Below are 22,592 nucleotides of genomic sequence, written 5' to 3' on the forward strand. Positions count from 1 at the left end.
AGGATGCGGGTGTGGCACGAAACGCGCGGGAGGCGAGGCTTCCATCAGGTCCAGTCCAAGGTGGTCCGGCCGGCCACGTGGTACCGGCTCGAGCGGACGACGACCTGTGCCCTGCCCGCCAAGCCCTCCGAGGGCGCCGACGACCCCGACGAAGGCAGCCGGCTGTGGGCCGCGAGTGAACATCTCACCGGAGTCACGTTCGACCTCGGAGCCGGGACCACCACCCAGCCCGGCCGGACGGCAGCTCACCTGGGCGTGTCGCCGGAGCAGCCCGGTCGCGTTGGTGCACCGTCGTTGTCATGACGACGACCGCGCAGGGCCCCTCCGCAGCGCCGGCCCGCGAGGTGAGGCCGGTGGTGGTCGAGCACAGGCTCACTTCGCCGACCGGTCCGCCCGTCCCCGGGCGGCGGCCGGCCCAGGCACCCAGGGGCGTCTGATCCGATGGTCCTCGACCTGATCGTGATCGGTACGGCCATCAGCCTGGGGCCCTTGCACAACAGCGCCTTCATTCTGCTGCTCTCCGCGCGGCGCGGCGTTCGCCTGGGCCTGGCCTTCCTGTTGTCGTGGCTGGCCAACCTGATCGCGGTGATCGCCTGCGTGATGCTGCTGACCGGTGGCAAGCCGCCCGCCCGTCACAGCACGCCCTCGACCGCGGTGATCGCTGCGAAACTCGCCATCGGCCTGGCATTGGTGCTGTACAGCGCCTACCGTCACCGCCGACCACCCCGCCCGCACGGCCCACCGCGCTGGACCGCCAGGATCGACGACGCCTCCCCGGTCACAGCGGCCGGCCTCGCCTGGGTGCTGCAGCCCTGGGCGCTGGTGGGCGCCGGCGCCGCGACCGCCGTCGACGCCGACCTCTCCACCCTCGCCAACTGGCTCGCCCTGACCGGCTACTGCCTGCTGGCCACCCTCAGCCTCATCGCCATGGAGATGTACGTGGTCCGGGCGCCCGCGGTCGCGAACGCCCGGCTGAACGCCCTGCGGAGCTGGTTGGAGCAGCACCAGGAACAACTGATCGTCACGCTCTCCCTGATCCTCGGCCTATGGCTGACGGCCAGGAGCATCGCCGAACTGGTCACCTGACACGGACGGCCCACACCCACCCGGACGCCCTGGCGGCCGCACGTCACCGCGCGCCCTCCGTCAGGGACATCCAAATCCCTCCCCCCTCAGCGCAGCTCCCCCTCCAACCACCGCAGGACATCCGGCGTCACCGGGTCGGTGATGTCGGCGAACTCCTCATGCCGCTTCAGGAACTTGGCCACGTACGGGCAGACGGGCACGATCCGCTTACCGGACGCCCGGACGTCGTCGAGCGCTTTCTGCACCAGCTCTACGGCCAAGCCCTGGCCGGCGTAGGCGTCGTCGATCTCCGTGTGGAAGAAGACGCGCTGTGGGCCGCGGTCGCGGTAGGCCGTCAGACCGGCCCGTCGGCCGTCGACATGGATCTCGTACCGCTGGTCGGCGTCCGCTCGCTGGACGTCACGGAGGGGAGGGGACTGGCTCATGGGATGCCTTTCGTGCGGAGGTCCGTGGTTGCGGGTCAGCGGCGGGGCGGGTTTCCGCGCGGTGTGATGACGGCGTTGGGCAGGGCGGGTGCGGGGAGGCGGCGTCCGGCGTAGCCCTCGACCTCGCCGAAGCGGTCGGAGCCCGCCTGCCATTCCTCTCGGGCCCGCACGATGTCCTCGTGGCTGCGGCCGATGAAGTTCCACCACATGACGATCTCCTCCTCGAAGGGAGGGCCACCGAGCAGGATCGTGCGCGCCGGAGCGTCCGACTCGTTCACGACCGTCACGGCGTCGGTGCCGCAGGGCACGTAGCCGAGTTCGGCGGGTCGTAGCGCGGTGTCGATCAGGCGGACGTCGCCGCTGTCCACCAGGAGGCCGTGCTCGAAGGCGGGGTCCACGGCGAGCGTGACCGTCGCCCGCGGTTCGAGGACGATCTCGGCGCCGAGCAGGGGGGTGAAGGTCCGCACCGGCGAGGTGCTTCCGGCCAGCGAGCCGAGGAAGACCTTGATCTCGGTCCCGTCGACCCGGACGGCTTCGGGCACGTGATGCTGGAAGTCCCGCGCGGTGTTCCGGTGCTCCTCGGGCAGCGCCACCCACAGCTGGACGCCATGGATGACGCTGGTGTTCGGGGTGGAGACCTCCGAGTGGGCGATGCCGTGTCCGCCGGTCATGAGGTTCATCTCGCCGGGCCGGATCAGGGCGTGGGAGCCGAGGGTGTCGCGGTGCTCGATCTCCCCGCTGAACAGCCAGCTCACCGTCTGAAGTCCGGTGTGCGGATGCGGGGGCAGGTCCATGCCGCCCACCGTCGCGGCGTCGACGGGGCCGTAGTGATCGGCGAAGCACCAGGCTCCGATCAGCGTCCGGCTCCGCTGCGGCAGCGTCCGGCGCACCCGCATGGCCCGCGGCCCGCCCAGGGGGACGTCCCGTGCGGAGAGCACATCGACCCGGGGTTCCTCGGCCGGTCGGCTGTCGTCCACGGCCGCCCCGCATCTCAACGCCGCCGGCTCGGCTTCCACGTTGCTCACCGGGACCACCCCTCATCCGCTCTAGTTGTCACATCAACTATAATGCCACGAGAGCAGGGCGACGGCTACAGCACCCACCCGAGGGGCGTTCGCCGATGGCACAGAAAGAGGCGCGAAGTGAGCGAGCAGACCAGCGGATCCGCCGCCCGGAGGATCTTCATCGACAAGCAGAGCCCCGAGGCCTTCCGCGCCCTGGCGCAGACAGCGGAAGCGGTGCGTACTACGGCCGCCGAGGCGGGGCTCGACCACACCACGGTGGAGCTGATCAACCTCCGCGTCTCCCAGCTGAACGGCTGCGCCTACTGCCTCGACCTGCACACCAGGAAGGCCCTGCGCGCGGGCGAGACGCCACAGCGACTGGGCGTTCTGGCGGCCTGGCGGGATACCGACGTGTTCACTCCGGCGGAGCGCGCGGCGCTGAATCTGGCCGAGGCGACGAACGATCCGACTGACGCCGCCGCACAGACCTCCGCCTACCAGACCGCCCAGAAGATTCTCACCGAGGACCAGATCTCCGCCGCGATCTGGGTGGCGATCACCATCGGCGCGTTCAACCGCGTATCGATCATGAGCAAGCACCCCGTACAGACGCCTCGCCAGGCACCGCCCGCGCCCGTCGCAGCACTTGATTGACGGGTCATCTAAATCTTCTCTAAGGTCCGATGTTGACACATCAACCAAGACTCTCGGCCCTCAGTGCCGACGCGGGCCGTTCGGAAGGAACCGATCCATGTACATCACCGCCGCCGTTCTCAGCGTGCTCCTCGCCTTCGTCTCCGCGGGCGCGGGTGCCCCCAAGGCGCTGCTGAAGGGCGACGTCCCCGCCGCGCTGCAGGCGCACATGGGGCTGAGCGCGGGCTTCGTCCGCTTCATCGGGCTGGCCGAAGCCGCCGCCGCCGGCGGCCTGATCATCGGGCTCTTCTGGCAGCCGCTGGGCATCGCGGCCGCCATAGGCTTCACCGTCACCATGATCGGGGCGGTGGTCTTCCACCTCAAGGCCGGCGACTACGCGGACCCCGCCGCCCGGAAGAACGCCCTGAGCCCGGTCATCCTCATGGCCCTGTCCGTGGCCACCGCGGTGACTCTGGGACTGGCCATGTGAGTCCGCGCGAGTCCCGCCCAGGCCGGGGCGGTACACCCCGACAGGGTGTCACGGGTTCCCCGGGATCAGGCCTGGTCCTCGTCCAACTTGCTGATGACACGCTCGGAGAGCTCGGCCAGCACCCGCAGTTCCGACGGCGTGACATGGTCCATGAACAGTTCGCGCACGGCCTCGACATGGCGCGGGGCGGCTGCTTCGATGGCGGCCCGCCCCGTGTCCGTGATCACCACGAACGCGCCTCGTCCGTCCTCGGGGCACTCCTCGCGCACCACCATGCCCCGGCCGGCCATCCGGGCGATGTGATGGGACATCCGGCTCTTCTCCCACTCCAGCGCCCGGGCCAGGTCCTGGTACCGCTGCCGCCCGTCGGGCGTGTCCGTGAGATGGACCAGCACGGCGAAGTCCGCGGCGGACACGTTCGACTCCGACTGCAGCATGCGCCCCAGCCGCCCGCCGAGGCGCTCGTGCAGCCGGACGAAGCCGCGCCACGCGCGCTGCTCCTCCGCTGTCAGCCACCGCACTTTCTCTTGCTCTCCCATGGGGGAAGTGTAAACGTAGTTGACAGTTCACCAAACATCCTCAACGCCCCCGACAGCTCCGGAAACGCCGTCATCCCGGCGGGCCGGAGCGGCCTGCCGGGATGAAGGGTCGTGCGCGTCGGCGGCGTCGGGTCAGCCGACCTGGATGTTGGCGGCGTTCTCGGCCAGCCAGGTGTCGAAGCTCTTCAGCTCCGGGTGGATCTCCCGGATCCCGTCCAGGTCGCGGGCACCGGTGAACTCCTGGTCGAAGTCGCCGTAGTACTGGAACATGTTGGCGATCTCGTCACCCGCCGGCACGCCGAAGGAGCGGAAGGCGTCGTAGGGCACCGACTGGAAGCGCACCGGCTCGCCGAGGGCCGCACCGATCTTCTCCGCGTACTGGGCGCCGGTCAGATGGTCGCCCGCCAGGCCCACGGTGTGACCGATGAACCGCTCGCCGTTCTTGAGGATGGCCAGGGCGGTGCGGCCGATGTCGTCCACGTCCACGCCGGACAGCAGCTTGCCGTCCTCGAACGGCAGGGTGATCGTCAGGACACCGTCCTCCGCACGCTTGGGCCCCAACTGCGAAAGGAAGCCCTGGTAGAAGAAGGTCGTGTTCAGGAAGGTCGTCGGCACCCCGGCCTGCCGGAACAGCTCGTTGGCCTCGCCCTTGGCGTCGAAGTGCGGCACGTTGTACTTCTCCTGGAGGACGGGCATCCGCTCGTCCTCCAGCGGCAGCAACTCCCGGGTGTCCTCCAGCGTCGACCACACCACATGCCGCAGCCCGGCGGCCTTGGCCGCCCGGACCAGGACCTCGACCTCCTCCGTCTCCTTGGCCGCCGAGCCGTGCGCCCAGAAGTTGGTGACCAGGAACGCGCCGTACGCGCCCTCGAACGCCTTGTGCACGGAGGGCTCGTCGTAGAAGTCCGCCCGTACGACTTCGGCACCGAGCCCGGCCAGCTCCTTGGCGGCCGGAGAGTCGGGATTCCGGGTCAGCGCACGCACCGTGAAGCCCGAAGCCGGATCGGCCAGGATCGCCCGTGCGGCGCCGCCACCCTGCGCACCCGTGGCTCCGGCTACCGCGATGACCTTCTTCTCACTCATGCCAGCTACCCCTGTTCCGGAGAGAAAGCGATTGATACGTCAACCAAAGCAGGTCCAGGTTGATGCGTCAACTTTTTGGGGCGGATGCGGTCGACGCGCTCGGGGGGCGTGGGTGTCGTCGGGTCGCCCGCGCTCCGACTCCGGGCCCTCAGGCGCCACGCCCCGCCATCAGCCCGTTGCGCAGCGCGGACGTGATCCGCTCGGTCGCCGCGAGGTCGTCCTCGCTGAGCGGATGGACGAACAGCTCACGGATCGCCCGCAGATGCGGCCGGGACGCGTTGGCGAACGCCGCCGCGCCCTCGTCGGTGAGCACCACCTCGGCGCCCCGGCTGTCGACGGCGCACTCCTCGCGCCGGACGAGTCCGCGCCGCTCCATGCGCCGAACCTGGTGCGAGAGCCGGCTGCGCTCCCAGCCGATGCGGGCCGCCAGCTCCGAGGGACGCAGCCGGCGCCCCTCCGCCTCGCTCAGCGCGAGGAGCACTACATAGTCCCCGGGCGACAGGGACGACTCGGCCTGCAGGCGCGAGGCGAGCTCGGCCCGTAGCGCCTCCGTGGTCTCGATGAAATCCCGCCAGATACGCAGTTCCTCGCTGGTCGGAAATGCCTTTCGCCGCTCGGTCATGGCCCCACTCCTCCATGGTTGACACATCAAGTATGTTCGGTAATGATTGACGCGTCAACAAGTCGCCGACGTGAGCGTCCGGCGTTTGGTGAACGCAGCCAGGAGGAGCCCCATGACGGCCACAGAGTTCGGGTTGGAGTTCGGGCTCAACTCGTTCGGCGAGGTCGCGACCGACGGCGGCCGCACCCTGAGTGACGCCGAGACGGTGCGCCTCCTGATCGAGGAGGCGCGGCTCGCCGAGTCCGTCGGGATCGACGTGTTCAGCGTCGGCGAGCACTACCGCGCGGGCCACAACGACAGCGCCACTCCCGTCCTGCTCGCGGCGATCGCCACGGCGACGGAGCGCATCCGACTCGGCACCGCGGTGACCGTGCTGAGCACGAATGACCCGTACGGCTGAACCACGAGTTCTCGACCCTGGACGCCGTCTCGAACGGCCGGGCCCAGCTCGTCCTGGGGCGGGCGTCGGCCACCGATTCGTTCCCGCTGTTCGGCTACGACCTCGCCCAGTACGAGGACCTGTTCGAGGAGAAGCTCGACCTGTTCATGCGCCTCCAGCGCGAGGAGCGGGTGACCTGGTCCGGGAAGTTCCGGCCGCCGCTCGTCGAGCAGCGGCTGCATCCGCGGATGCCGTCCGGTGGCATCCCCACCTGGATCGGCGTGGGCGGCACCCCGAACTCCGTGGTCCGCGCGGCCCGTTACGGCCTGCCGCTCATGCTGGCCATCATCGGCGGGCGCCCCCAGCGCTTCGCCGGCCACGTCGAGCTGTACCTGCGGTCCCTGGAACAGTTCGGGCACCCCGGGCAGCCGGTCGCACAGCACTCGCTGGGGCTGATCGCGGACACCGACGAGGAGGCGGTCGAGACCTGGTGGACGTACTGGAAGCCGCTCGTGGCCGCCCTGGCCGAGGAGCGCGGCTTCTACAGGCCGACGCGGGAGCGCTACCTCGCGGAGGTCGACACGGGCGCGCTGTTCGTCGGCTCCCCCGAGACCGTCGCGCGCAAGATCGCCACGATGGCCCGGGACCTGCGGCTCAGCCGCTTCGATCTCAAGTACGACCTCATCGATCTCCCCCGCGAGGCCCGCGCCCGCTCGATCGAGCTGCTGGGCCGCGAAGTCGCCCCGCGGGTCAAGGAACTGCTCACGAAGGAGCCCACCCATGTCTGATCTCGTCTTCGGTCTGGACACGTTCGGCGATGTCCCTCAGGACGACTCGGGGAACCCGGTGTCCGACGCACAGGCCATCCGTCAGGTGGTCGAGGAGGCCGTCCTCGCGGAGCAGGTCGGCGTCGACATCATCGCCCTCGGTGAACACCACCGCCCGGAGTTCGCGATCTCCTCCCCCGAGACCGTCCTGGCGGGCATCGCCACGCGCACCGACCGCATCCGTCTGGGCTCCGGCGTGACCGTGCTGAGCTCCGACGACCCGGTCCGCGTCTTCCAGCGGTTCTCGACGGTCGACGCGCTCTCGAACGGCCGGGCCGAGGTCATCCTCGGACGCGGCTCCTTCACCGAGTCGTTCCCGCTCTTCGGGTACGACCTCGCCGATTACGACGTGCTGTTCGAGGAGAAGATCGAGCTGTTCGCCGAACTCCTCAAGGAGAAGCCCGTCACCTGGAGCGGCACCAAGCGGGCCCCGCTGGAGGACGCCGACGTCTTCCCCAAGACGGAGTCCGGGCACCTGAACACCTGGGTCGGAGTGGGCGGTTCGCCGCAGTCGGTCGTCCGTACCGCGCGCTACGGCTTCCCGCTGATGATCGCCATCATCGGCGGCAGTCCGGAGCGCTTCGCGCCGTACATCGACCTCTACCAGCGGGCCACCGACAAGTTCGGCACGACCGCCCACCCGGTCGGCATGCACTCCCCCGGCTTCATCGCCGACACCGACGAGGAGGCCAGGGAGCTGCACTGGCCGCACTACAAGGTCATCCGGGACCGGATCGGCGCCCTGCGCGGCTGGCCGCCGGTCCGCAAGGAGGAGTACGAGGCCGAGATCGCGCACGGCTCCCTCTACATCGGCTCGCCCGAGACGGTCGCCCGCAAGATGGCGGCCACCCTCAAGACGCTCGACGTGGGCCGGTTCGACCTCGTCTACACCACGGGCTCCCAGCCGGCCAGTGCCCGCCTGCGCACGGTCGAGCTGTACGGCACCAAGGTCATCCCGATGGTCCGCGACCTCCTCGCGAGCTGACACCGTGAACGGAGAAGACGACATGGACACCAACGCCGTACGCACCGTCGGCATCCTGGGCGCGGGAAAGGTCGGCACCGTGCTGGCACGCCTGGCGGTGGCCGCCGGCTACCGGGTGCTGATCGCCGGGTCAGGAGACCCCGGCAGGATCGCCCTCACCGTCGAAGTCCTCACGCCCGGCGCGCAACCGGTCACCGCGGCCGAAGCCGTGTCGCAGGCGGACGTCGTCGTCCTGGCGCTCCCGCTCGGCAAGTACCGCAGCGTCCCCGCCGAAGCGCTGCGCGGCAAGCTCGTCATCGACGCCATGAACTACTGGTGGGAGGTCGACGGCATCCGCGAGGACCTCACGGACCCGCTGACCTCGTCGAGCGAGATCGTGCAGGCTTATCTGTCCGGTTCGCGAGTGGTCAAGGCCTTCAATCACATGGGCTACCACGATCTCGAGGACGGGGCTCAGCCCGTGGGGACGCCGGGCCGCAAGGCGATCGCGATCGCCGGTGACGCCCCGGACGACCTCGCCACGGTGGCACGTCTGGTCAACGCGGTCGGATTCGATCCCGTCATGGCGGGCCCCCTCGCCGAAGGCATACGGCTCGAACCCGGCACCGAGCCCTTCGGTGCCAACGTCGGCGCCGGAGAGCTGCGCGCCATGCTCCTGCGCTTCCCGGAGTCGGAGCGCGGGCGGGCCGTGAACGGCGCTCGGGACGCCGTCCGGGCGACGGAAAACGCGGCCTGACCCCAGCGCCGGTTGACGCGTCATGTTCGTGGCCTGGGGCCGCTTCGGAGTACGTCGTCCCCCGCCCGTTACTTAGGGGCCTTGGCGACCGCGTACATGCCGAAGACGGCCACGCCGCGGGCCAGGTCCAGCCCGATCAGCCGGCCCACTCCTGGCTCACCCGTCGACGGGTCGCTTGGCCCACGTGCTGAGGAACGGCAGGCGGCTGTGCTGACCCTGCCGACTGGTGGGTGCTACCCCGCCGTGTGGCTGGAGCTTCCGCTCGTCGGGCCGCCGGTGCTCCGCAGGGCTTTAGGGTCGAGGCGGCATGGGCCGGGCGGCATGAACGAAGGTGGGCGGAGCGCGTGATCCGGGTAGTGGTGGTGGACGACGAGGCACTGGTCCGCTCGGGCTTCGAACTCATTCTGGGCGCCTCGCAGGACATCGTGGTCGTCGCGACAGCGAGCGGCGGTGACGCCGTCGACACCGTCCGCCGGGAGCGGCCCGACGTGGTGCTGCTGGACATCCGGATGCCGGACGTCGACGGACTCACCGTTCTGCGCGAGCTGCGAACGATGCCCAACCCTCCGGTGGTGGCGATGCTGACGACATTCGACGCCGACGAGTACATCCTGACCACGCTGCACTCCGGCGCGGCCGGTTTCCTGCTCAAGGACACCGAACCCGAGCAACTCGCCCACCTGGTACGCACCCTGGCCGCGGGCGGCGTGGTGCTGTCCCCCAAGGCGTCCCGGACCCTGCTGCACAGCCACCCCGGCGTCGAGGCGGCCGTCGACGAGGAGGCGGCCCGCGTCCTGCTGCTGACCGCCCGCGAGCGTGACGTGCTCGTTCTGGTGGCGGAGGGCCTGTCGAACGCCGACATCGGTGCGCGCATCCACCTGGGTGTCGGCACGGTCAAGGACCACGTCAGCGCGATCCTCACGAAACTTCGGGTCACCAGCCGGGTGCAGGCCGCGCTCTTGGCGCAGCGGGCGGGTCTGCTCGACGAGCACCCGCGGTCGAAGGCCGGTCGATGAATCGCCTCCGCGCCCTGTGGGAGCGTGTGCCCGCTCCGGTCGTCGACCTCGTCCTGGTGATGGCGGCAGCCGTGGACGTGTGGCTGAACCTGTGGGACGACACGCGCCTCGGTGTCGCGCTGGCCACGCTCGGCTGCACGGCGTTGGCCTTCCGGCGCCGCTTCCCGCTCGGCGTGTTCCTGCTCACCCTGCCCATCGCGCTGACGCAGCCCGTCGCCGTCGCTCCGCTCGCGGCGCTGTTCACGCTGGCCGAACGCTCCCGCAATCGCCGGCTCCTCGCGGTGTGTGTGGCACTGACCGCCGTCGCCAACAGCACTCCGTGGCCCCTGGCCGGCCTCAACGAGGTCGGCCGGACCATGACGCTGGTCACCTTCGTGTACGGCCTGGCGACCGCCGCCGCACCGGTCCTCATCGCACAACTCCTCCAGACGCGTCGGGACTTGGCGCGACAGCTGGTCGAGATCGAGGAGGCCAGGGAACACGAACGCGCACTGCACGCCCAGGCCGTACTCGCCCGCGAGCGCGCCCAACTGGCCCGCGAGATGCACGACGTGGTCTCCCACCAGGTCAGCCTGATCGCCGTACGGGCCGGGGCACTCCAGGTCGCCACCAAGGACGCGGACGCCAAGGAGGCTGCCCGCACGATCCGTTCGCTGAGCGTGACCACGCTCGACGAACTACGCACCATGGTCACACTGCTGCGCGCCTCCGGCGGCCACGCCACCGAGCTGACTCCTCAGCCCACCCTGGCCGACCTGCGCAAACTGGTGGAATCAAGCGGCACTCACGTGGAGTTGTCGGGTGAACTGCCGCCCGGCGTGGGCACACCGGCCCAACGGGCCCTCTACCGTACGGTCCAGGAGGCGCTGACCAACGTCCGCAAGCACGCCCCCGGCGCCCCCGCTTGCGTCGAGCTGTGGCAGGACGGCGACGGCATCGGAGTGACCGTCACCAACACCCCTCCCACACGTCCCTCCCTCTCCCTCCCCGGTTCGCAGCAGGGCTTGGTCGGTCTGCGGGAACGGGCCGAGATCCTGCACGGCACCCTGGAGGCGGGCCCTACGGCGGAGGGCGGCTACCAGGTGCGGCTGCGGATTCCCCTCAGCTCGGACTGACCGACCCCTCATGTTGTTGCCGCGTCACTTCAGCTCGTCCCATGTCTTGGTGGCCAGCGGCTGCAGCAGTCCCCCGGCCGCCCCGACCAGGGCGCACAGCAGGCCGAGGGCGACGGCCCATCGGTGCGGCCGGACATAGGCTCACAGTGCCTTGACCGTCTCTCAGGCGGACAGGGAGGTTTCATCCGTCGTCGGGGCGGATGCGGTGTTCACGAGATTCCTTGTCTTCTGCGGTCTGCCGGGCACTGCCTCAGCGAGCCGGCGCACCAGGGTGTGAGCAGGTGTCTGTTCAGTGGACGAACGCGGCTGTCCTCGCGGCGAGGGCATGCACCAACGCTTCGGAGACCTCAGGGTGCACGACGAACAGGACGAAGGCGCCTGCCGCCAGCGTCAGGCCGAGGAACTCCAGGAACTCGCCCCTGCCAGCGGCGTCCCGGCCCGGTACGTCGGCCGATGCTCCGAGGAAGTCCTCGGTTTCCTTGTGTCGTGCACGGTGGGTCATGCCCCCAGCCTGGAAGCCCAACTCCCCCGCGCCCATCCGGCAACTGTCGGGTCCACCCCCGCCAAGTGGCTGGACGAGCCCGCCGTCCCGGTCGCGCCGGAGGCCGGCCAGGCCGAGGCTCCGCCGGTCGGCAGGGCGGTACCCGCCGGTCGGCGGGGGTGTTACCGATGCCTGCCGGATGGTCCGCCCTCGACGTCCACGCGAGGTTCTCCGTATGACTAAGTCGCAGCCGCTGCAGGAGACTTCAGCTCCTCAGGAGAACTCCTCTCCGCAGCCCCGCACCTCCCCCGAGTCCGCCGTGTCGGCCTCGCCCGGTCCATCGATGGGACGCCTGGTCGGGGTGGACCTGGCCCGCGCGTTGGCGGTGTTCGGCATGTATGTCGTGCACATCGGCCCCCCGCTGTCCGCCACGACCGGCGTAGCCAGCTGGATCCGCTACATGGCGGACGGTCACTCATCGGTCCTGTTCGCCACCCTCGCCGGGTTCTCACTGATGCTGCTCGCCGGCCGTTTCGAGCCGAAGACCGACCTCGCGGGCCGGCAGGCGAAGGCCCGTATCGCGATCCGCGCCGTGATCCTGCTGGCGCTGGGCACCGCGATGGCGATGGAGTACGGGGGCGTGATCATCCTCGGCTTCTACGGCGTCTACTTCCTCCTGGCCCTGCCCCTGGTACGCCTGTCGGCCAGGACACTCGCGATCACCGCGGCCGCGCTCGCGCTCGTCACACCGCAGCTGGCGTTCGCCCTGAACTCGCTGTTGAGCGAGTCGGTCCAGCAGAGCATCAACGCCTACGACCCGCTCCACCGCCTCAGCGGCGTCGGAGTGCTCGATCTGCTGCTCACCGGCTTCTACCCGGCGCTCACGTGGATGTCGTTCGTGATCGCCGGCATGGCGCTGGCCCGCTTCGACCTGGCCTCCGGACCCGTCCAGCGGCGCCTGGCCGCGTTCGGTGCCACCCTCACCGTGACCGCCTACGGCATGTCCCTGCTGCTGGCCGGCAAGAGCGCGTTGAACAGCCTCGCGGAAGGCGGGTCTTCGTCGGGCGGCTCCGGTTCGATGCCCCCCGACGGCGGATCGTTCCCCGATATGCCGGCGTCGTTGCTCCTGACGGCCGGACCGCACAGCGGCACCACGTTCGACATCATCGGCAGCGTCGGAGTGGCGATACTCGTGATCGTGGGCGCCACGGTGGCGATGGACCGCTTGACGCGACTGCGCCGCCTGGCCAAACCGGTCATCGCCGTCGGCACCATGTCCCTGACGGCCTATGTCGGCCACTTCATCGCACAGTCGGTGCTGTCCACACCCGGAGGGACCGGCACCCAGCAGTCCTGGACGCCGCTGATCATGTACGTCCTCGGCGCGATCGTGTTCGCCACGATCTGGTCCCGCTTCTTCCGGCGAGGCCCCCTGGAGTATCTGCTGAACGCCGCCACCAAGCCGACGAAGCACATCCGATGACACCAGGCCTGGGTGGGACACCTCCACGTCCCACCCAGGCCGTGTGCAGGCTGACTCAGCCCACCGCTCCAGGCCGTTGCGGTCGACGATGAGGAGGGCACGGACGCTGACCGAGTCGATCGCGCATCGCGACCAGTCCAGCTCGCCATGCGAGCCGAGCTCGTCCAGGACCAGGCGGTGGAGTTTGGCCCACACCCTGGCCTCGGACCACTTTCGCGAGGGTCCGCCGACGGAGTCGGTGGGCCCTTTCGCTTTCCGGGGCTGATGGTGGGCAGGTCAGCGGCCCAACTGTCGCGTCGGGTGGGCGCCGGGTTCCACTGCCGGGGGCGGGCGATGTTGTCGTTGGGACGGTGGAGGTTGCTGGTCAGCCGGGGTTGGGCAGGAGTGCGAGCCGTTCGAGGGCGGCCGTGATCTCGCAGGTCCAGGGCCAGTGCTGGGTGACTCGACAATCCTCATTCTTGCTGGTCAGGGGCACTTTCTGCTTTCCTGACCGCCTGCATCCCCTGAGCTGGGGTGTTACGACGACACCGGACGCCGTCATACGGTCGCGGTACTCAGCCAAGCGCGATGGCGGTCCACGACACCGGTGGCAGTTCGACGGTGAGCACGCCGTCGGCGAGCTTCGCGGTCGTGTTCGGGGCCGGGGTCACGCGGTTCTGCTCCGTGAGCGTGTTCTTGGCGTACACGTCGGCGTCGGCGAGCGTGACCGCCTCGGTAACGTGCGTCGAGCCGAGGCTCCGGACGTCGATCGTGACCTGCGCGGGCTCGTGCAGGTCACGGTTGACGAGGAAGACCGCGGCCCGGTCCTCGTCGGCGGTGGCGACGGCGTCGATGACGGATGCCTCACCGTGGCGTGCGGTGTCGTACACCGGTGCCTGGATCAGGGGCCGGATCACCTCGCCGGAGGCGAGCCGGCTCGTGATCGAGAACGGGTGGAAGGTGGTCTGCCGCCAGGCGGGGCCGCCGGGCTCGGTCATGATCGGCGCGATCACGTTGACGAGTTGCGCGAGCGATGCGGAGGTGACGCGGTCGCTGTGCTTGAGGAGGGTCATCAGCAGGTTGCCGACGACGACGGCGTCCGCCACCGAGTAGACGTCCTCCAACTGTCGGGGGGCATGCCGCCACTCGTCGTTGACCTCGTCGGACTCGTGGTGCTCCTTTTGGTACCAGACGTTCCACTCGTCGAACGAGATGTTGATCTTCTTCTTGGAGCGTTTCTTGTACCCCACGTGGTCGGCGCTCGCGACGACGGTGTCGATGAAGTAGTCCATGTCGGTCGCCGAGGCGAGGAAGGAGCCGAGGTCGCCGTCATGCTCCTGGTAGTAGGCGTGGCAGGAGACGTAGTCGACGTAGTCGTAGGTGTGCTCCAGCACCGTGCGTTCCCAGTCGCCGAAGGTCGGCATGCCGGACCCGGACGAGCCGCAGGCGACGAGTTCGAGGTCCTTGTCGGCCATCTTCATCGCGGCGGCGATACGGGCGGCGATCTTGCCGTAGTCGTCGGCCGACAGGAAGCCGGTCTGCCACGGCCCGTCCATCTCGTTGCCGAGGCACCACATGCGCACGTTGTGCGGCTCCGGCGTGCCGTTGGCGATACGCAGGTCCGACAGCGCCGTACCCGAGGGATGGTTGGCGTACTCGAGCAGGTCCAGGGCGGGCTGGATGCCCCGCGTGCCGAGGTTCACCGCGAGCATCAGTTCGGAGTCGGTGAGCCCCAGCCAGCGGGCGAACTCGTCCAGGCCGACCTGGTTCGACTCCAGCGAGTGCCAGGCGAGGTCGCGGCGCACCGGGCGCTTGTCGCGCGGGCCGACCGAGTCCTCCCAGCGGAACCCGGAGACGAAGTTGCCGCCCGGGTAGCGGATGGTCGTGCTGCCGAGCTCCCTGACGAGCGCGACGACGTCCATACGGAACCCTTCGTCGTTCGCGCTCGGGTGTTCCGGCTCGTAGAGCCCGGTGTACACACAGCGGCCGAGGTGTTCGACGAACGAGCCGAAGGTGCGGCGTCGGACAGGAGCGATGACGGCCTGCTTGTCGATCTTGATATTGGCCCGGGGCAATTCAGTGGTCCTTTGCAGTTCAGGATGGGAGTGGGGCAGCGAACGCACTACTTGACGGAGCCTGCGGTCAGGCCCTTGCGCCAGAACCGCTGGAGACTGACGAAGGCGACGAGCAGAGGGATCAGCGACAGGAACGCACCGGTGATCGGCAGCAACGGCGGCACTCCGCTGGCGAACTCCGCGCGCCACTGCACCAGGCCCACCGTGACGGGCTGCAGTGAGGGGGTGTTGAGCATGAGCGAGGGCAGCAGGTAGTTGTTCCAGATGCCGACGAACTGGAACAGGAAGACGGTCACCAGTGCCGGGGACATCAGCGGCAGGGCGATCCGGAAGAAGGTGCGCTGTTCGCCTGCTCCGTCGAGCCGTGCGGCCTCAAGGAGTTCGTCCGGGACGGACGCCGCGGCGAAGATCCGGCACAGGTAGACGCCGAACGGGCTGACACAGCTGGGCAGCAGCACCGACCAGTAGGAGTTGGTGATGTCGAGCTTGGCCATGAGCAGGAACAACGGCAGGGCGAACATCGGCGCCGGGATGAGAACCGAGGCCAGGACGACGTTGAACACGCTTTCCCGGCCGCGGAAGCTGAACTTGGACAGCGCGTAGCCGGCCATCGCGGACAGCAGGGTGCCGACGGTGGCGCCGACGAAACTGTAGAGCGCGCTGTTGGCGAGCCAGGTGGAGAAGATGCCGCCCTCGAAGCTGAACACGTCTCTGATGTTGGTGACCAGGTCGAAGTGGGAGAACCACAGCGGCGTACCGGTATAGAGGTAGCCCGAGGCTTTGGTCGCGGAGACGAACAGCCACCACAGCGGGATCAGCGTGTACAGGGCCATCAGGCCCAGCATGCCGTTGACGACGACCTTGCTCGCGATGTCGGTGCCGCGGCGGGCCGGTCGGGTCGGTCGGTCGGCCGAAATCACGCTCATGCCATCGCTCCCTTGCGCTGGTTGTACTTGAGAAAGCCGAACGAGAGCACGAGGGTGATCAGCGCGAGCACGACGGACTGGGCGGCGGCCAGGTTCTGGCCGCCCACGTCCATGCCCAGGGTCGCGTTCATGATCGGGGAGAACTTCGGGTCGACGCCCGGGATGCGCGCGCTGACCAGCACCGCCGGCTCGGTGTACAGCTGCGCCGTCCCGATGATGGAGAAGATCGTGGTCAGCACCAGCGCGGGACGTACCAGCGGGATCTTCACCGCCCACGCCAGGCGCCATCCGGTGCAGCCGTCGAGCGCGGCGGCCTCCATCACCTCCGCCGGGATCGTCTGCAGCGCGGAGTAGATGATCAGCATGTTGTAGCCGGTCCAGCCCCACGTGATCATGTTCCCGATCGAGAACGGGACCCACGACGGCGACAGGAAGTCGACGTCGATCCCGAGGTGGGACAGCGGTCCCGTGAACGGCGAGAGGTCTTTCGCCAGGAGGAACGACCACATCAAGGCAGCGATCGCACCCGGCAGCGCGTAGGGCAGGAAAAACGTGAGCCGGTAGGTCTTCCGCAGCCGGGCCGAGCGGGAGTCAAGCAGGAGCGCGAGCAGGAGGGCCAGGCCGAGCATGACCGGGACCTGGACGCAGCCCAGCAGCACGACCCGGACGATCGACGCGGTGAAGTCGTGGTCGCTGAAGGCGGCGACGTAGTTCGACAGTCCCGCGAACTCCGTGGACTGCGTACCGCCGAACAGCCCGGCGCGGCGGACGGTGAAGAAGCTCTGGTAGATCGCGTAGCAGATCGGCGCGACCATCATGGTCAGGAAGAGCACCGCGAACGGTGCCAGGAAACCGGACGCGGTCAACGCGCTGCGGCGGCCAGTGCGCCGCGGCCGACCGGCGGGGGAGGCGCGGCGGGTGGCCGCGGGCGCCGGCCGCGGCGGTGACGCGGCCCGGGTGCTGCTGGGACTGCTCATGGAAACCTCGCTGGGCGGTTCGTCGTCAGGTAGCGGGTCCCCGCGGCGCCGGGTACGGGCGGCCGCGGGAACCCTTCGGAGCGGCTGGAGTCCCGCTGCCTCAGCCGTTGGTCACCGACAGTCCGAGCTTCTTGATCGCGGCGACCGTCGAGGCCTGGACCTCGGTGACCGCGTCCGGCAGGGTGCCCTTGCCCATGGCGCCGGTGAGGTCCGTCTGGACCTGCTGATAGGTCGGGCCGTTGGTCCAGGTGCTGGGCACCTGCGCGGCGGAGGCCTTGTACACGTCACCGACCTTCTGGCCGCCGAAGTACGGGTCACCCCCCGTGAGCGACGGGTCTTCCTGTCCGGCCTTCGACGCCGGGTACAGCCCGCTTTCGATGCCCGTCTTCACGGCCTGCGGGTCACTGGACAGGAAATCGGCGAACTTCACGGCTTCGCGGGGCGTCTTGCACCCGGTCATCACCGAGGTGGCCGAGCCGCCGTTGCTGGAGCTCTTGCCGTCGCCGGCCTCCCAGGTCGGCATCGGGGCGACCCTCCACTTGCCGGACAGGCCCTTCAGGTCCGACTTGATGCCGCCGGCGGCCCAGGACGCGTTGACGAACGTCAGCACCTTGCCGGCTGTGGCGGCCTTGTTGAACTTCGGGTCCCAGGCGTTGCCGGACTTCGACACCAGACCCTTGTCCTTCAAGTCCTGCCAGAATTCGGCGACCTTGCGGGTGCCGGGGTTGTCGATGCTGACGGTCCAGCTGTCTCCCTGGACCGAGTACCAGGACTGGCCGGTCTGCAGGGTGTAGGCCGCCAGATCGTTGCCCTCGCTGGGCGCGTTGCCGAACTTCACGCTCGGATCGGCGGCGGCGACCTTCTCGGCGTCGGCCTTGTACTCGGCCCAGGTGGCCGGCGGCTTGGTGATGCCGTACTTGGCGAACAGATCCTTGCGGTAGAAGAGGACCATCGGGCCGACGTCCACCGGGACTCCGTAGATCTTGTCGCCGATGCTGGAGGCGGAGACCGCCGACGGGGCGTACTTGGCCATGTCGGCGCTCGCGTACTCCGTGATGTCCATGACCGTGTTCTTCACGAGCATGGACGGGATGGCCTGGTACTCGATCTGGGCCAGGCACGGGCCCTCGCCGGCGGTGATCGCGTTGCTGATCTGGGTGTAGCCGCCCGTGCCGCCCGACGGAATCTTCTTGAAGGTGACCTTGGCGTCCGGGTGGGAGGCGTTCCACTGGTCGACGACCTTCTCGTAGCCGGCCCAGCCCCAGAACTCCATCTTCACCGGCCCGGCCTGGCTCTTCTCCGTGTTGTCGGAGGTGCTCTCGGTGCTGCTGCACGCGCCGAGGCCGGCCACGAGGAGCGCCGCGGTGGTGATCGTGAGGAGTCTGCGGGTGCGTATGGTGGTGCTGTCCATGTGAGGGAACCTTCTGTGACAGGGGCTGACTGCTGGACTGCCGGTGGGCGGGCGGGCAAGGCCCGCCTACCGGCTGGTGCCGAACTCCACGCCGAACGCGGTGGTGACCGCGGCCAGGACGTCCGGTGCCGAGGGGCCCGGGCCGCAGGCTGTGCTGCCGAGGCCGTGGTGGGCGTGGTCAAGGTGCAGATGGAGACTGCCGTCGCGGACCAGGTCGTGCTGGTGGGCCGCGGCGGCCAGGGCTTCGGTGCTCCAGGGACGAACGGTCAGGTCGATGACCGGGTCGCCGGTGATGAGCAGGGTGCCGCCAGGGGTGGTGATCCTGGCGTGGCGGACTTGGTGGCGGTTGCCGTTCTCCTGCGGGCGGACCTGAGGGATCTGCATCGCCGAGACGGTCGACCGGTGGCGGCCGACGCGAGCCGCGGCGCGGGAGTCGCGGTACGCCTCACCGGGACCGGGACCGAACCACTCGACGTCGGCGTCGGTGCCGGGCAGCGACATCGCGACGCCCAGTCGGGGCAGCGGCATCGGCCACGGGCCGTCGGGGGTGACGACGGTTTCCAGCCGGAGCCGGGCCTGGTCCGCATGCGGTGTGTCGCAGGCCGTCCAGTGGTAGACCACGCCGAGGCCGGACGAGGACCCCGCGGCGGCGAGGCGGGCGATGACCGTGAGTCCCGACACGTCGGGCTCGACACTCAGGACGTCGTGGCGCATCCGGTGCAGTCCGGCGGCGAACCAGGCGTCGGCCTGCGGCTCGCCGAAGGCGTTGAGCAGGTCGTTGTCGATCGGGGCCCGCCAGATGTCCAGTCGCGGACCGTCGAGCTCCAGCTCGCCGAGCCGTATCAGCGCCCCGCTGCGGGCGTCGAACCGCGCGGGACCCAGTGCGATGTACCCGTCGTGGGCGATCGCCGGCGCCGGCGTGAACGGGACGGGCGAGGCGGCCGGAGCCACGACCAGCCCCTGGGCCCAGGCGATCTCGTGGCCGGCCCCGGCCCAGGTCTCGTCGGCGGCGAGCACCGCGGTCACGGTCAGCCACACCTCGTGGCCGGAGTCGTTCTTGCGCGCCGCATCGAGCGCGGCGGTGACGTCGGCGGGCCATGCGAGGGTTGTCGTCGCGCCCGGAGCGGTCGCGGGCACGGTGAGGCCGCCGGAGCCCACAGGCTCGCCGCCGTCCTCGACGGTCCACCGGAAGTCCAGGTAGCCGCTGTCGCGGACGTGGTGCAGGTTGTGCACGTCGACCTGCCGAGTCGCCGGGTGGATGCGGATCCGGACCGGTTCGACGACCTTCTTGTACTCGACCAGTCCCGGGGACGGCGTGCGGTCGGGGAAGAGCAGCCCGTCGGCGACGAAATTGCCGTCGTGGACCTCCTCGCCGAAGTCGCCGCCGTAGGCGTAGAACGAGTGGGGGTCCTCCCGCCCGGTGAGCCGGGTGATCCCGTGGTCGATCCACTCCCAGATGAATCCACCGGCCAGGCGCGGATGTGCCTCGATGACCTGCTGGTACTCGGACAGCCCACCGGGGCCGGTGCCCATGGCGTGTCCGTACTCGCACAGCACGGCCGGCAGGGCGCGGCGGTGTGCGTCGTCGGCCGGATCAGCCGTCGGTGCCTCCTGGCCGCGTCCCACGGCGGACAGCTCGTCCACGCCGATGTACATGCGCGAGTACAGGTCGACGTACGCGCAGCTCGCCCAGTCGCCCTCGTAGTGGATCAGGCGGCTGTCGTCGCGCTGTCGGATCCACGCGGCCGCGGCGGCCAGGTTGGCTCCGGTGCCGGACTCGTTCCCGAGCGACCAGACGATGACCGAGGGGTGGTTCTTGTCGCGTTCCACCAGCCGCGCGGCCCGGTCCAGGTAGGCCTCGCGCCACGCGGGGTCGTCGCTGGGGTTGCGCTGCCAGCCGCCTGGTTCGAAGCCGTGCGTCTCGAGGTCGCCCTCGCAGAACACCCACAGGCCGTGCTCGTCGCACAGGTCCAGGAAACGGTGGTCGGGTGGGTAGTGGGCGGTGCGCACCGCGTTGATGTTGTGCTGCTTCATGAGCAGCACGTCGGTCAGCATGGTGTCCTCGGTCAGGGTCCGCCCCGTCAGCGGATGCCATTCGTGGCGGTTGACGCCCCGCAGGGAGATCGGCCTGCCGTTCGCGGTCAGGACGCCGTCCACGACGGCCACGGTGCGGAAGCCGATGCGCAGCGGTATCCGCTCCCCGGCTTCGGAGACCAGTTCCCCCGCATAGAGGCGCGGCTGCTCGTCCGACCAGGGCTCGATACGGTCGATCACGTGCGGGCCGGCCGGATCGGCGGCGGATATGCCGAGCTCGGGCACCGACAGGGACACCCGGGCAGGGGCGGTGACGTCGACGGCCAGGGTGCCCTGCCCCGTCGTGTGGTCGTAGGCGGCGTGGACGAAGAGGTCCTCGACGCCGCGGGCGGCCACGGACACCGACCGGAAGATCCCGGACAGCCACCACATGTCCTGGTCTTCCAGGTAGCTGCCGGACGACCACTGGTGCACGCGCACCGCGAGTACGTTCCGGCCGGGCCGCAGAACAGCGGAGACGTCGAACTCGCTGGTCAGCCGACTGCCCTTGCCGTCGCCGAGCCGGATCCCGTTGAGCCACACCGCGAACGCGGAGTCGACGCCCTCGAACCGGAGCACCGCAGCCGATGCCGGGAACCCGTCCGGTACGTCGAACTCGCGGCGGTACTCGCCGGTCGGGTTCTCCCGGGGCACCCGCGGCGGGTCGACCGGGAACGGGTACAGGATGTTGGTGTAGGCGGGGGCACCGTAGCGTGGCTCGCCGGGCAGGCCGGTCATCTGCCAGCAGGACGGTACGGCGAGCAGGTCCCAGGCGGTGTCGTCGAAGTCCGGCGCGGCGAAGTCCCCGGTGAGGTCGTCCAGCCCTGACGCCAGTCGGAATCTCCAGTCGCCGTCGAGCGCGATCGTGGGCAGGTCGGAAGCGAACGCGGCGCGCGGCCGCAGCCGTCCGGTGCCTGGCGACCGGTCTTCGACGTAGGCGTTGGGGTCGAGGTCGTTCATCAGTAGAAGTGCTTTCTGTCGGACTCGTGGCGGTGGCGGGAAGCCGGCCCGGCAGGACCGTGCCGTCGACTGATGGGCTGGCGCGCGGGTCGAGCGGTGCCAGGTGCTGTCAGGTCGCCCGGGGCGGTGCGCTGCTGTCCCGGATGGTCAGGGTCGGGCGCAGCAGCGTGAAGACGTTGGTCGGCGGCCGGCCGGAGTCGACGGCGCGCAGCAGCAGCTCGACGGCCTGCTGGGCCATCTCCCGCTTCGGGACGGTGATCGTGGTCAGCGCGGGCTGGATCTGTCCGACCTGGGCGATGTCGTCGAAGCCGACGATGCTGACGTCGCCGGGGACCTGCCGCCCGGACCGGACCACCGCCTCGACGGCACCGACGGCCAGGATGTCGTGGGTGGCGAAGATCGCCGTCACATCCGGATCGGCCTCCAGCGCCGCACGGCCCGCGTCGAACCCGCCCACGGCGTCGTCCCTGATGCAGGCGAACACCTTGTGGTCGTCGATGGCCAGCCCGTCGTCGGCGAACGCCCGGCGCAACCCGGCCACGCGCGGCGTGTGCGCGGGGAGATCGGCGATCACCGCGACGTTCCGGTGGCCGAGATCCCTCAGGTAGCGCCCGGCCAGGAACCCGGCGTGCTCGTAGTCGATGGACACCACCGGCAGCGTGGTCGGCGGGTCTCCCTCCCAGGCGAACAGCGCGACCGGGAAGGCGGCCTCGACGAGCATCGGGATCTGCTGTGCGACGCCGTTGTCGCAGGCGACCAGCAGTGCGTCCACCGAGCGCGCGGCGAGGTTCTCCAGGTGGGCCCGGGTGTAGTCGGGATCGTCGCGCGTCGTGGCGAGCAGCAGGTTGTATCCGCGGCCGACCAGGAGGTTCTCCACCTCCTCGACCACCTCCGAATAGAACGGGTTGGCCACCGACGGCACGAACAGCCCCACCGTCGACGTGCTGCCGGTGCGCAGCGAGCGCGCCACCAGGTTCGGCTTGTAGCCGAGGTCGGCGATCGCCTTGTTCACCTTCGCCAGGGTCTCCGGCCGTACCTTCTTGCCCGAAACCACGTTGGAGACGGTCTGCTTGGTGACTCCCGCTCTCGCGGCCACATCCGCCATTGTCACCACGTAGGCTCCCCGAAACTTTTATCGATCCACGAAAGTGGCGTCAGCGTAGGGCGGCTGTCGCAGGAGGGCAAGACATCGCCCCGTGGCCGTGATGCAGCCGTTACGGAGCACGGTGAGGGCGTCATGAGCGGGTCACGACTGTTTCCGCGACTTGAAGTGCGCGGAGCATTGAC

General features: G+C 69.6%; 20 protein-coding genes and 2 pseudogenes. 9 read left to right on the forward strand and 13 right to left on the reverse strand.

Translation table 11 applies throughout. The features are described from left to right. The first annotated feature begins 441 nt into the window (after positions 1 to 441). A complete protein-coding gene (locus tag IE325_RS14705) occupies positions 442 to 1,086 on the forward strand; it encodes a GAP family protein (RefSeq protein ID WP_190070286.1) in 645 nt (214 codons plus the stop codon). Between the two features lie 86 nt (positions 1,087 to 1,172). On the opposite strand, the gene IE325_RS14710 is transcribed toward IE325_RS14705, so the two are convergent. Together IE325_RS14710 and IE325_RS14715 are read right to left on the reverse strand one after the other, a co-directional pair. Further along, entirely contained in the window at positions 1,173 to 1,511 is a 339-nt protein-coding gene (locus tag IE325_RS14710) for a GNAT family N-acetyltransferase (RefSeq protein ID WP_190070287.1), read from the reverse strand. A 35-nt stretch (positions 1,512 to 1,546) separates the two neighbouring features. Continuing rightward, positions 1,547 to 2,536 (reverse strand): pirin family protein, encoded by a 990-nt coding sequence (locus tag IE325_RS14715; protein ID WP_190070288.1) that lies wholly within the window; start codon positions 2,534 to 2,536, stop codon positions 1,547 to 1,549. Positions 2,537 to 2,653: 117 nt separating this feature from the next. Between IE325_RS14715 and IE325_RS14720 the strand changes: the two genes are divergently transcribed. After that, positions 2,654 to 3,169 (forward strand): carboxymuconolactone decarboxylase family protein, encoded by a 516-nt coding sequence (locus IE325_RS14720; protein ID WP_229911814.1) that lies wholly within the window; start codon positions 2,654 to 2,656, stop codon positions 3,167 to 3,169. A gap of 97 nt (positions 3,170 to 3,266) precedes the next feature. Next, positions 3,267 to 3,638, forward strand: a complete 372-nt coding sequence (locus tag IE325_RS14725; RefSeq protein WP_190070290.1) for a DoxX family protein — start codon at positions 3,267 to 3,269, stop codon at positions 3,636 to 3,638. Positions 3,639 to 3,703: 65 nt separating this feature from the next. Here the strand turns inward: IE325_RS14725 and IE325_RS14730 are convergent, their stop codons facing one another. The 3 genes from IE325_RS14730 to IE325_RS14740 form a co-directional block, all read right to left on the reverse strand. Beyond that, on the reverse strand, positions 3,704 to 4,177 hold the full coding sequence (locus IE325_RS14730; RefSeq protein WP_190070291.1) for a MarR family winged helix-turn-helix transcriptional regulator: 474 nt from the start codon (positions 4,175 to 4,177) through the stop codon (positions 3,704 to 3,706). 132 nt (positions 4,178 to 4,309) lie between these two features. Further along, entirely contained in the window at positions 4,310 to 5,260 is a 951-nt protein-coding gene (locus IE325_RS14735) for an NmrA/HSCARG family protein (RefSeq protein WP_190070292.1), read from the reverse strand. Between the two features lie 148 nt (positions 5,261 to 5,408). After that, positions 5,409 to 5,882, reverse strand: coding sequence for a MarR family winged helix-turn-helix transcriptional regulator (locus IE325_RS14740; RefSeq protein ID WP_190070293.1), 474 nt, complete (start codon positions 5,880 to 5,882; stop codon positions 5,409 to 5,411). Positions 5,883 to 5,994: 112 nt separating this feature from the next. Here IE325_RS14740 and IE325_RS14745 point away from each other — a divergent pair. The 5 genes and pseudogenes from IE325_RS14745 (at position 5,995) to IE325_RS14765 (ending at position 10,940) form a co-directional block, all read left to right on the forward strand. Then, positions 5,995 to 7,049, forward strand: a pseudogene (locus IE325_RS14745) (LLM class flavin-dependent oxidoreductase). Then, positions 7,042 to 8,073 carry an LLM class flavin-dependent oxidoreductase gene (locus IE325_RS14750; protein WP_190070294.1) on the forward strand — a complete coding sequence of 344 codons (1,032 nt, stop codon included), beginning with the start codon at positions 7,042 to 7,044 and terminating at the stop codon, positions 8,071 to 8,073. The pseudogene IE325_RS14745 and the gene IE325_RS14750 overlap by 8 nt, the downstream one beginning before the upstream one ends. A gap of 22 nt (positions 8,074 to 8,095) precedes the next feature. Beyond that, positions 8,096 to 8,809 (forward strand): NADPH-dependent F420 reductase, encoded by a 714-nt coding sequence (locus IE325_RS14755; RefSeq protein WP_190070295.1) that lies wholly within the window; start codon positions 8,096 to 8,098, stop codon positions 8,807 to 8,809. 356 nt (positions 8,810 to 9,165) lie between these two features. Next, the gene (locus IE325_RS14760) at positions 9,166 to 9,825 is read left to right on the forward strand and encodes a response regulator (protein ID WP_190070366.1); all 660 of its coding nucleotides are present in this window, start codon (positions 9,166 to 9,168) and stop codon (positions 9,823 to 9,825) included. After that, the gene (locus tag IE325_RS14765) at positions 9,822 to 10,940 is read left to right on the forward strand and encodes a sensor histidine kinase (RefSeq protein ID WP_190070296.1); all 1,119 of its coding nucleotides are present in this window, start codon (positions 9,822 to 9,824) and stop codon (positions 10,938 to 10,940) included. Before IE325_RS14760 ends, IE325_RS14765 begins: the two co-directional genes overlap by 4 nt. 45 nt (positions 10,941 to 10,985) lie before the next feature. On the opposite strand, the pseudogene IE325_RS46070 reads toward IE325_RS14765, so the two are convergent. Both IE325_RS46070 and IE325_RS14770 read right to left on the reverse strand, forming a co-directional pair. After that, positions 10,986 to 11,153: pseudogene (locus tag IE325_RS46070) on the reverse strand (ABC transporter ATP-binding protein); the annotation flags it as partial. A 76-nt stretch (positions 11,154 to 11,229) separates the two neighbouring features. Continuing rightward, positions 11,230 to 11,442 carry a hypothetical protein gene (locus tag IE325_RS14770; RefSeq protein ID WP_190070297.1) on the reverse strand — a complete coding sequence of 71 codons (213 nt, stop codon included), beginning with the start codon at positions 11,440 to 11,442 and terminating at the stop codon, positions 11,230 to 11,232. Between the two features lie 214 nt (positions 11,443 to 11,656). Between IE325_RS14770 and IE325_RS14775 the strand changes: the two genes are divergently transcribed. Beyond that, on the forward strand, positions 11,657 to 12,904 hold the full coding sequence (locus IE325_RS14775) for a DUF418 domain-containing protein (RefSeq protein WP_190070298.1): 1,248 nt from the start codon (positions 11,657 to 11,659) through the stop codon (positions 12,902 to 12,904). Positions 12,905 to 13,458: 554 nt separating this feature from the next. On the opposite strand, the gene arfA is transcribed toward IE325_RS14775, so the two are convergent. The 6 genes from arfA to IE325_RS14810 all read right to left on the reverse strand — a co-directional run bounded on the left by arfA (position 13,459) and on the right by IE325_RS14810 (position 22,410). After that, entirely contained in the window at positions 13,459 to 14,958 is a 1,500-nt protein-coding gene (gene arfA / locus IE325_RS14785) for an arabinosylfuranosidase ArfA (RefSeq protein ID WP_190070299.1), read from the reverse strand. Positions 14,959 to 15,005: 47 nt separating this feature from the next. Next, complete coding sequence (locus IE325_RS14790) at positions 15,006 to 15,884, reverse strand: carbohydrate ABC transporter permease (RefSeq protein WP_190070300.1); 879 nt, start codon at positions 15,882 to 15,884, stop codon at positions 15,006 to 15,008. Continuing rightward, positions 15,881 to 16,861, reverse strand: a complete 981-nt coding sequence (locus tag IE325_RS14795) for a carbohydrate ABC transporter permease (RefSeq protein WP_190070301.1) — start codon at positions 16,859 to 16,861, stop codon at positions 15,881 to 15,883. The genes IE325_RS14790 and IE325_RS14795 overlap by 4 nt, the downstream gene beginning before the upstream one ends. Before the next feature lie 100 nt (positions 16,862 to 16,961). Beyond that, a complete protein-coding gene (locus IE325_RS14800; RefSeq protein WP_190070302.1) occupies positions 16,962 to 18,272 on the reverse strand; it encodes an ABC transporter substrate-binding protein in 1,311 nt (436 codons plus the stop codon). A 66-nt stretch (positions 18,273 to 18,338) separates the two neighbouring features. Next, positions 18,339 to 21,305, reverse strand: a complete 2,967-nt coding sequence (locus IE325_RS14805; RefSeq protein ID WP_190070303.1) for a glycoside hydrolase family 2 TIM barrel-domain containing protein — start codon at positions 21,303 to 21,305, stop codon at positions 18,339 to 18,341. Positions 21,306 to 21,414: 109 nt separating this feature from the next. Continuing rightward, positions 21,415 to 22,410: a LacI family DNA-binding transcriptional regulator gene (locus tag IE325_RS14810; protein ID WP_229911823.1), complete on the reverse strand. Its 996-nt coding sequence runs from the start codon at positions 22,408 to 22,410 to the stop codon at positions 21,415 to 21,417. Positions 22,411 to 22,592 lie beyond the last annotated feature (182 nt).

It is taken from the genome of Streptomyces lanatus, from assembly GCF_014655715.1.
Lineage (GTDB): Bacteria > Actinomycetota > Actinomycetes > Streptomycetales > Streptomycetaceae > Streptomyces > Streptomyces lanatus.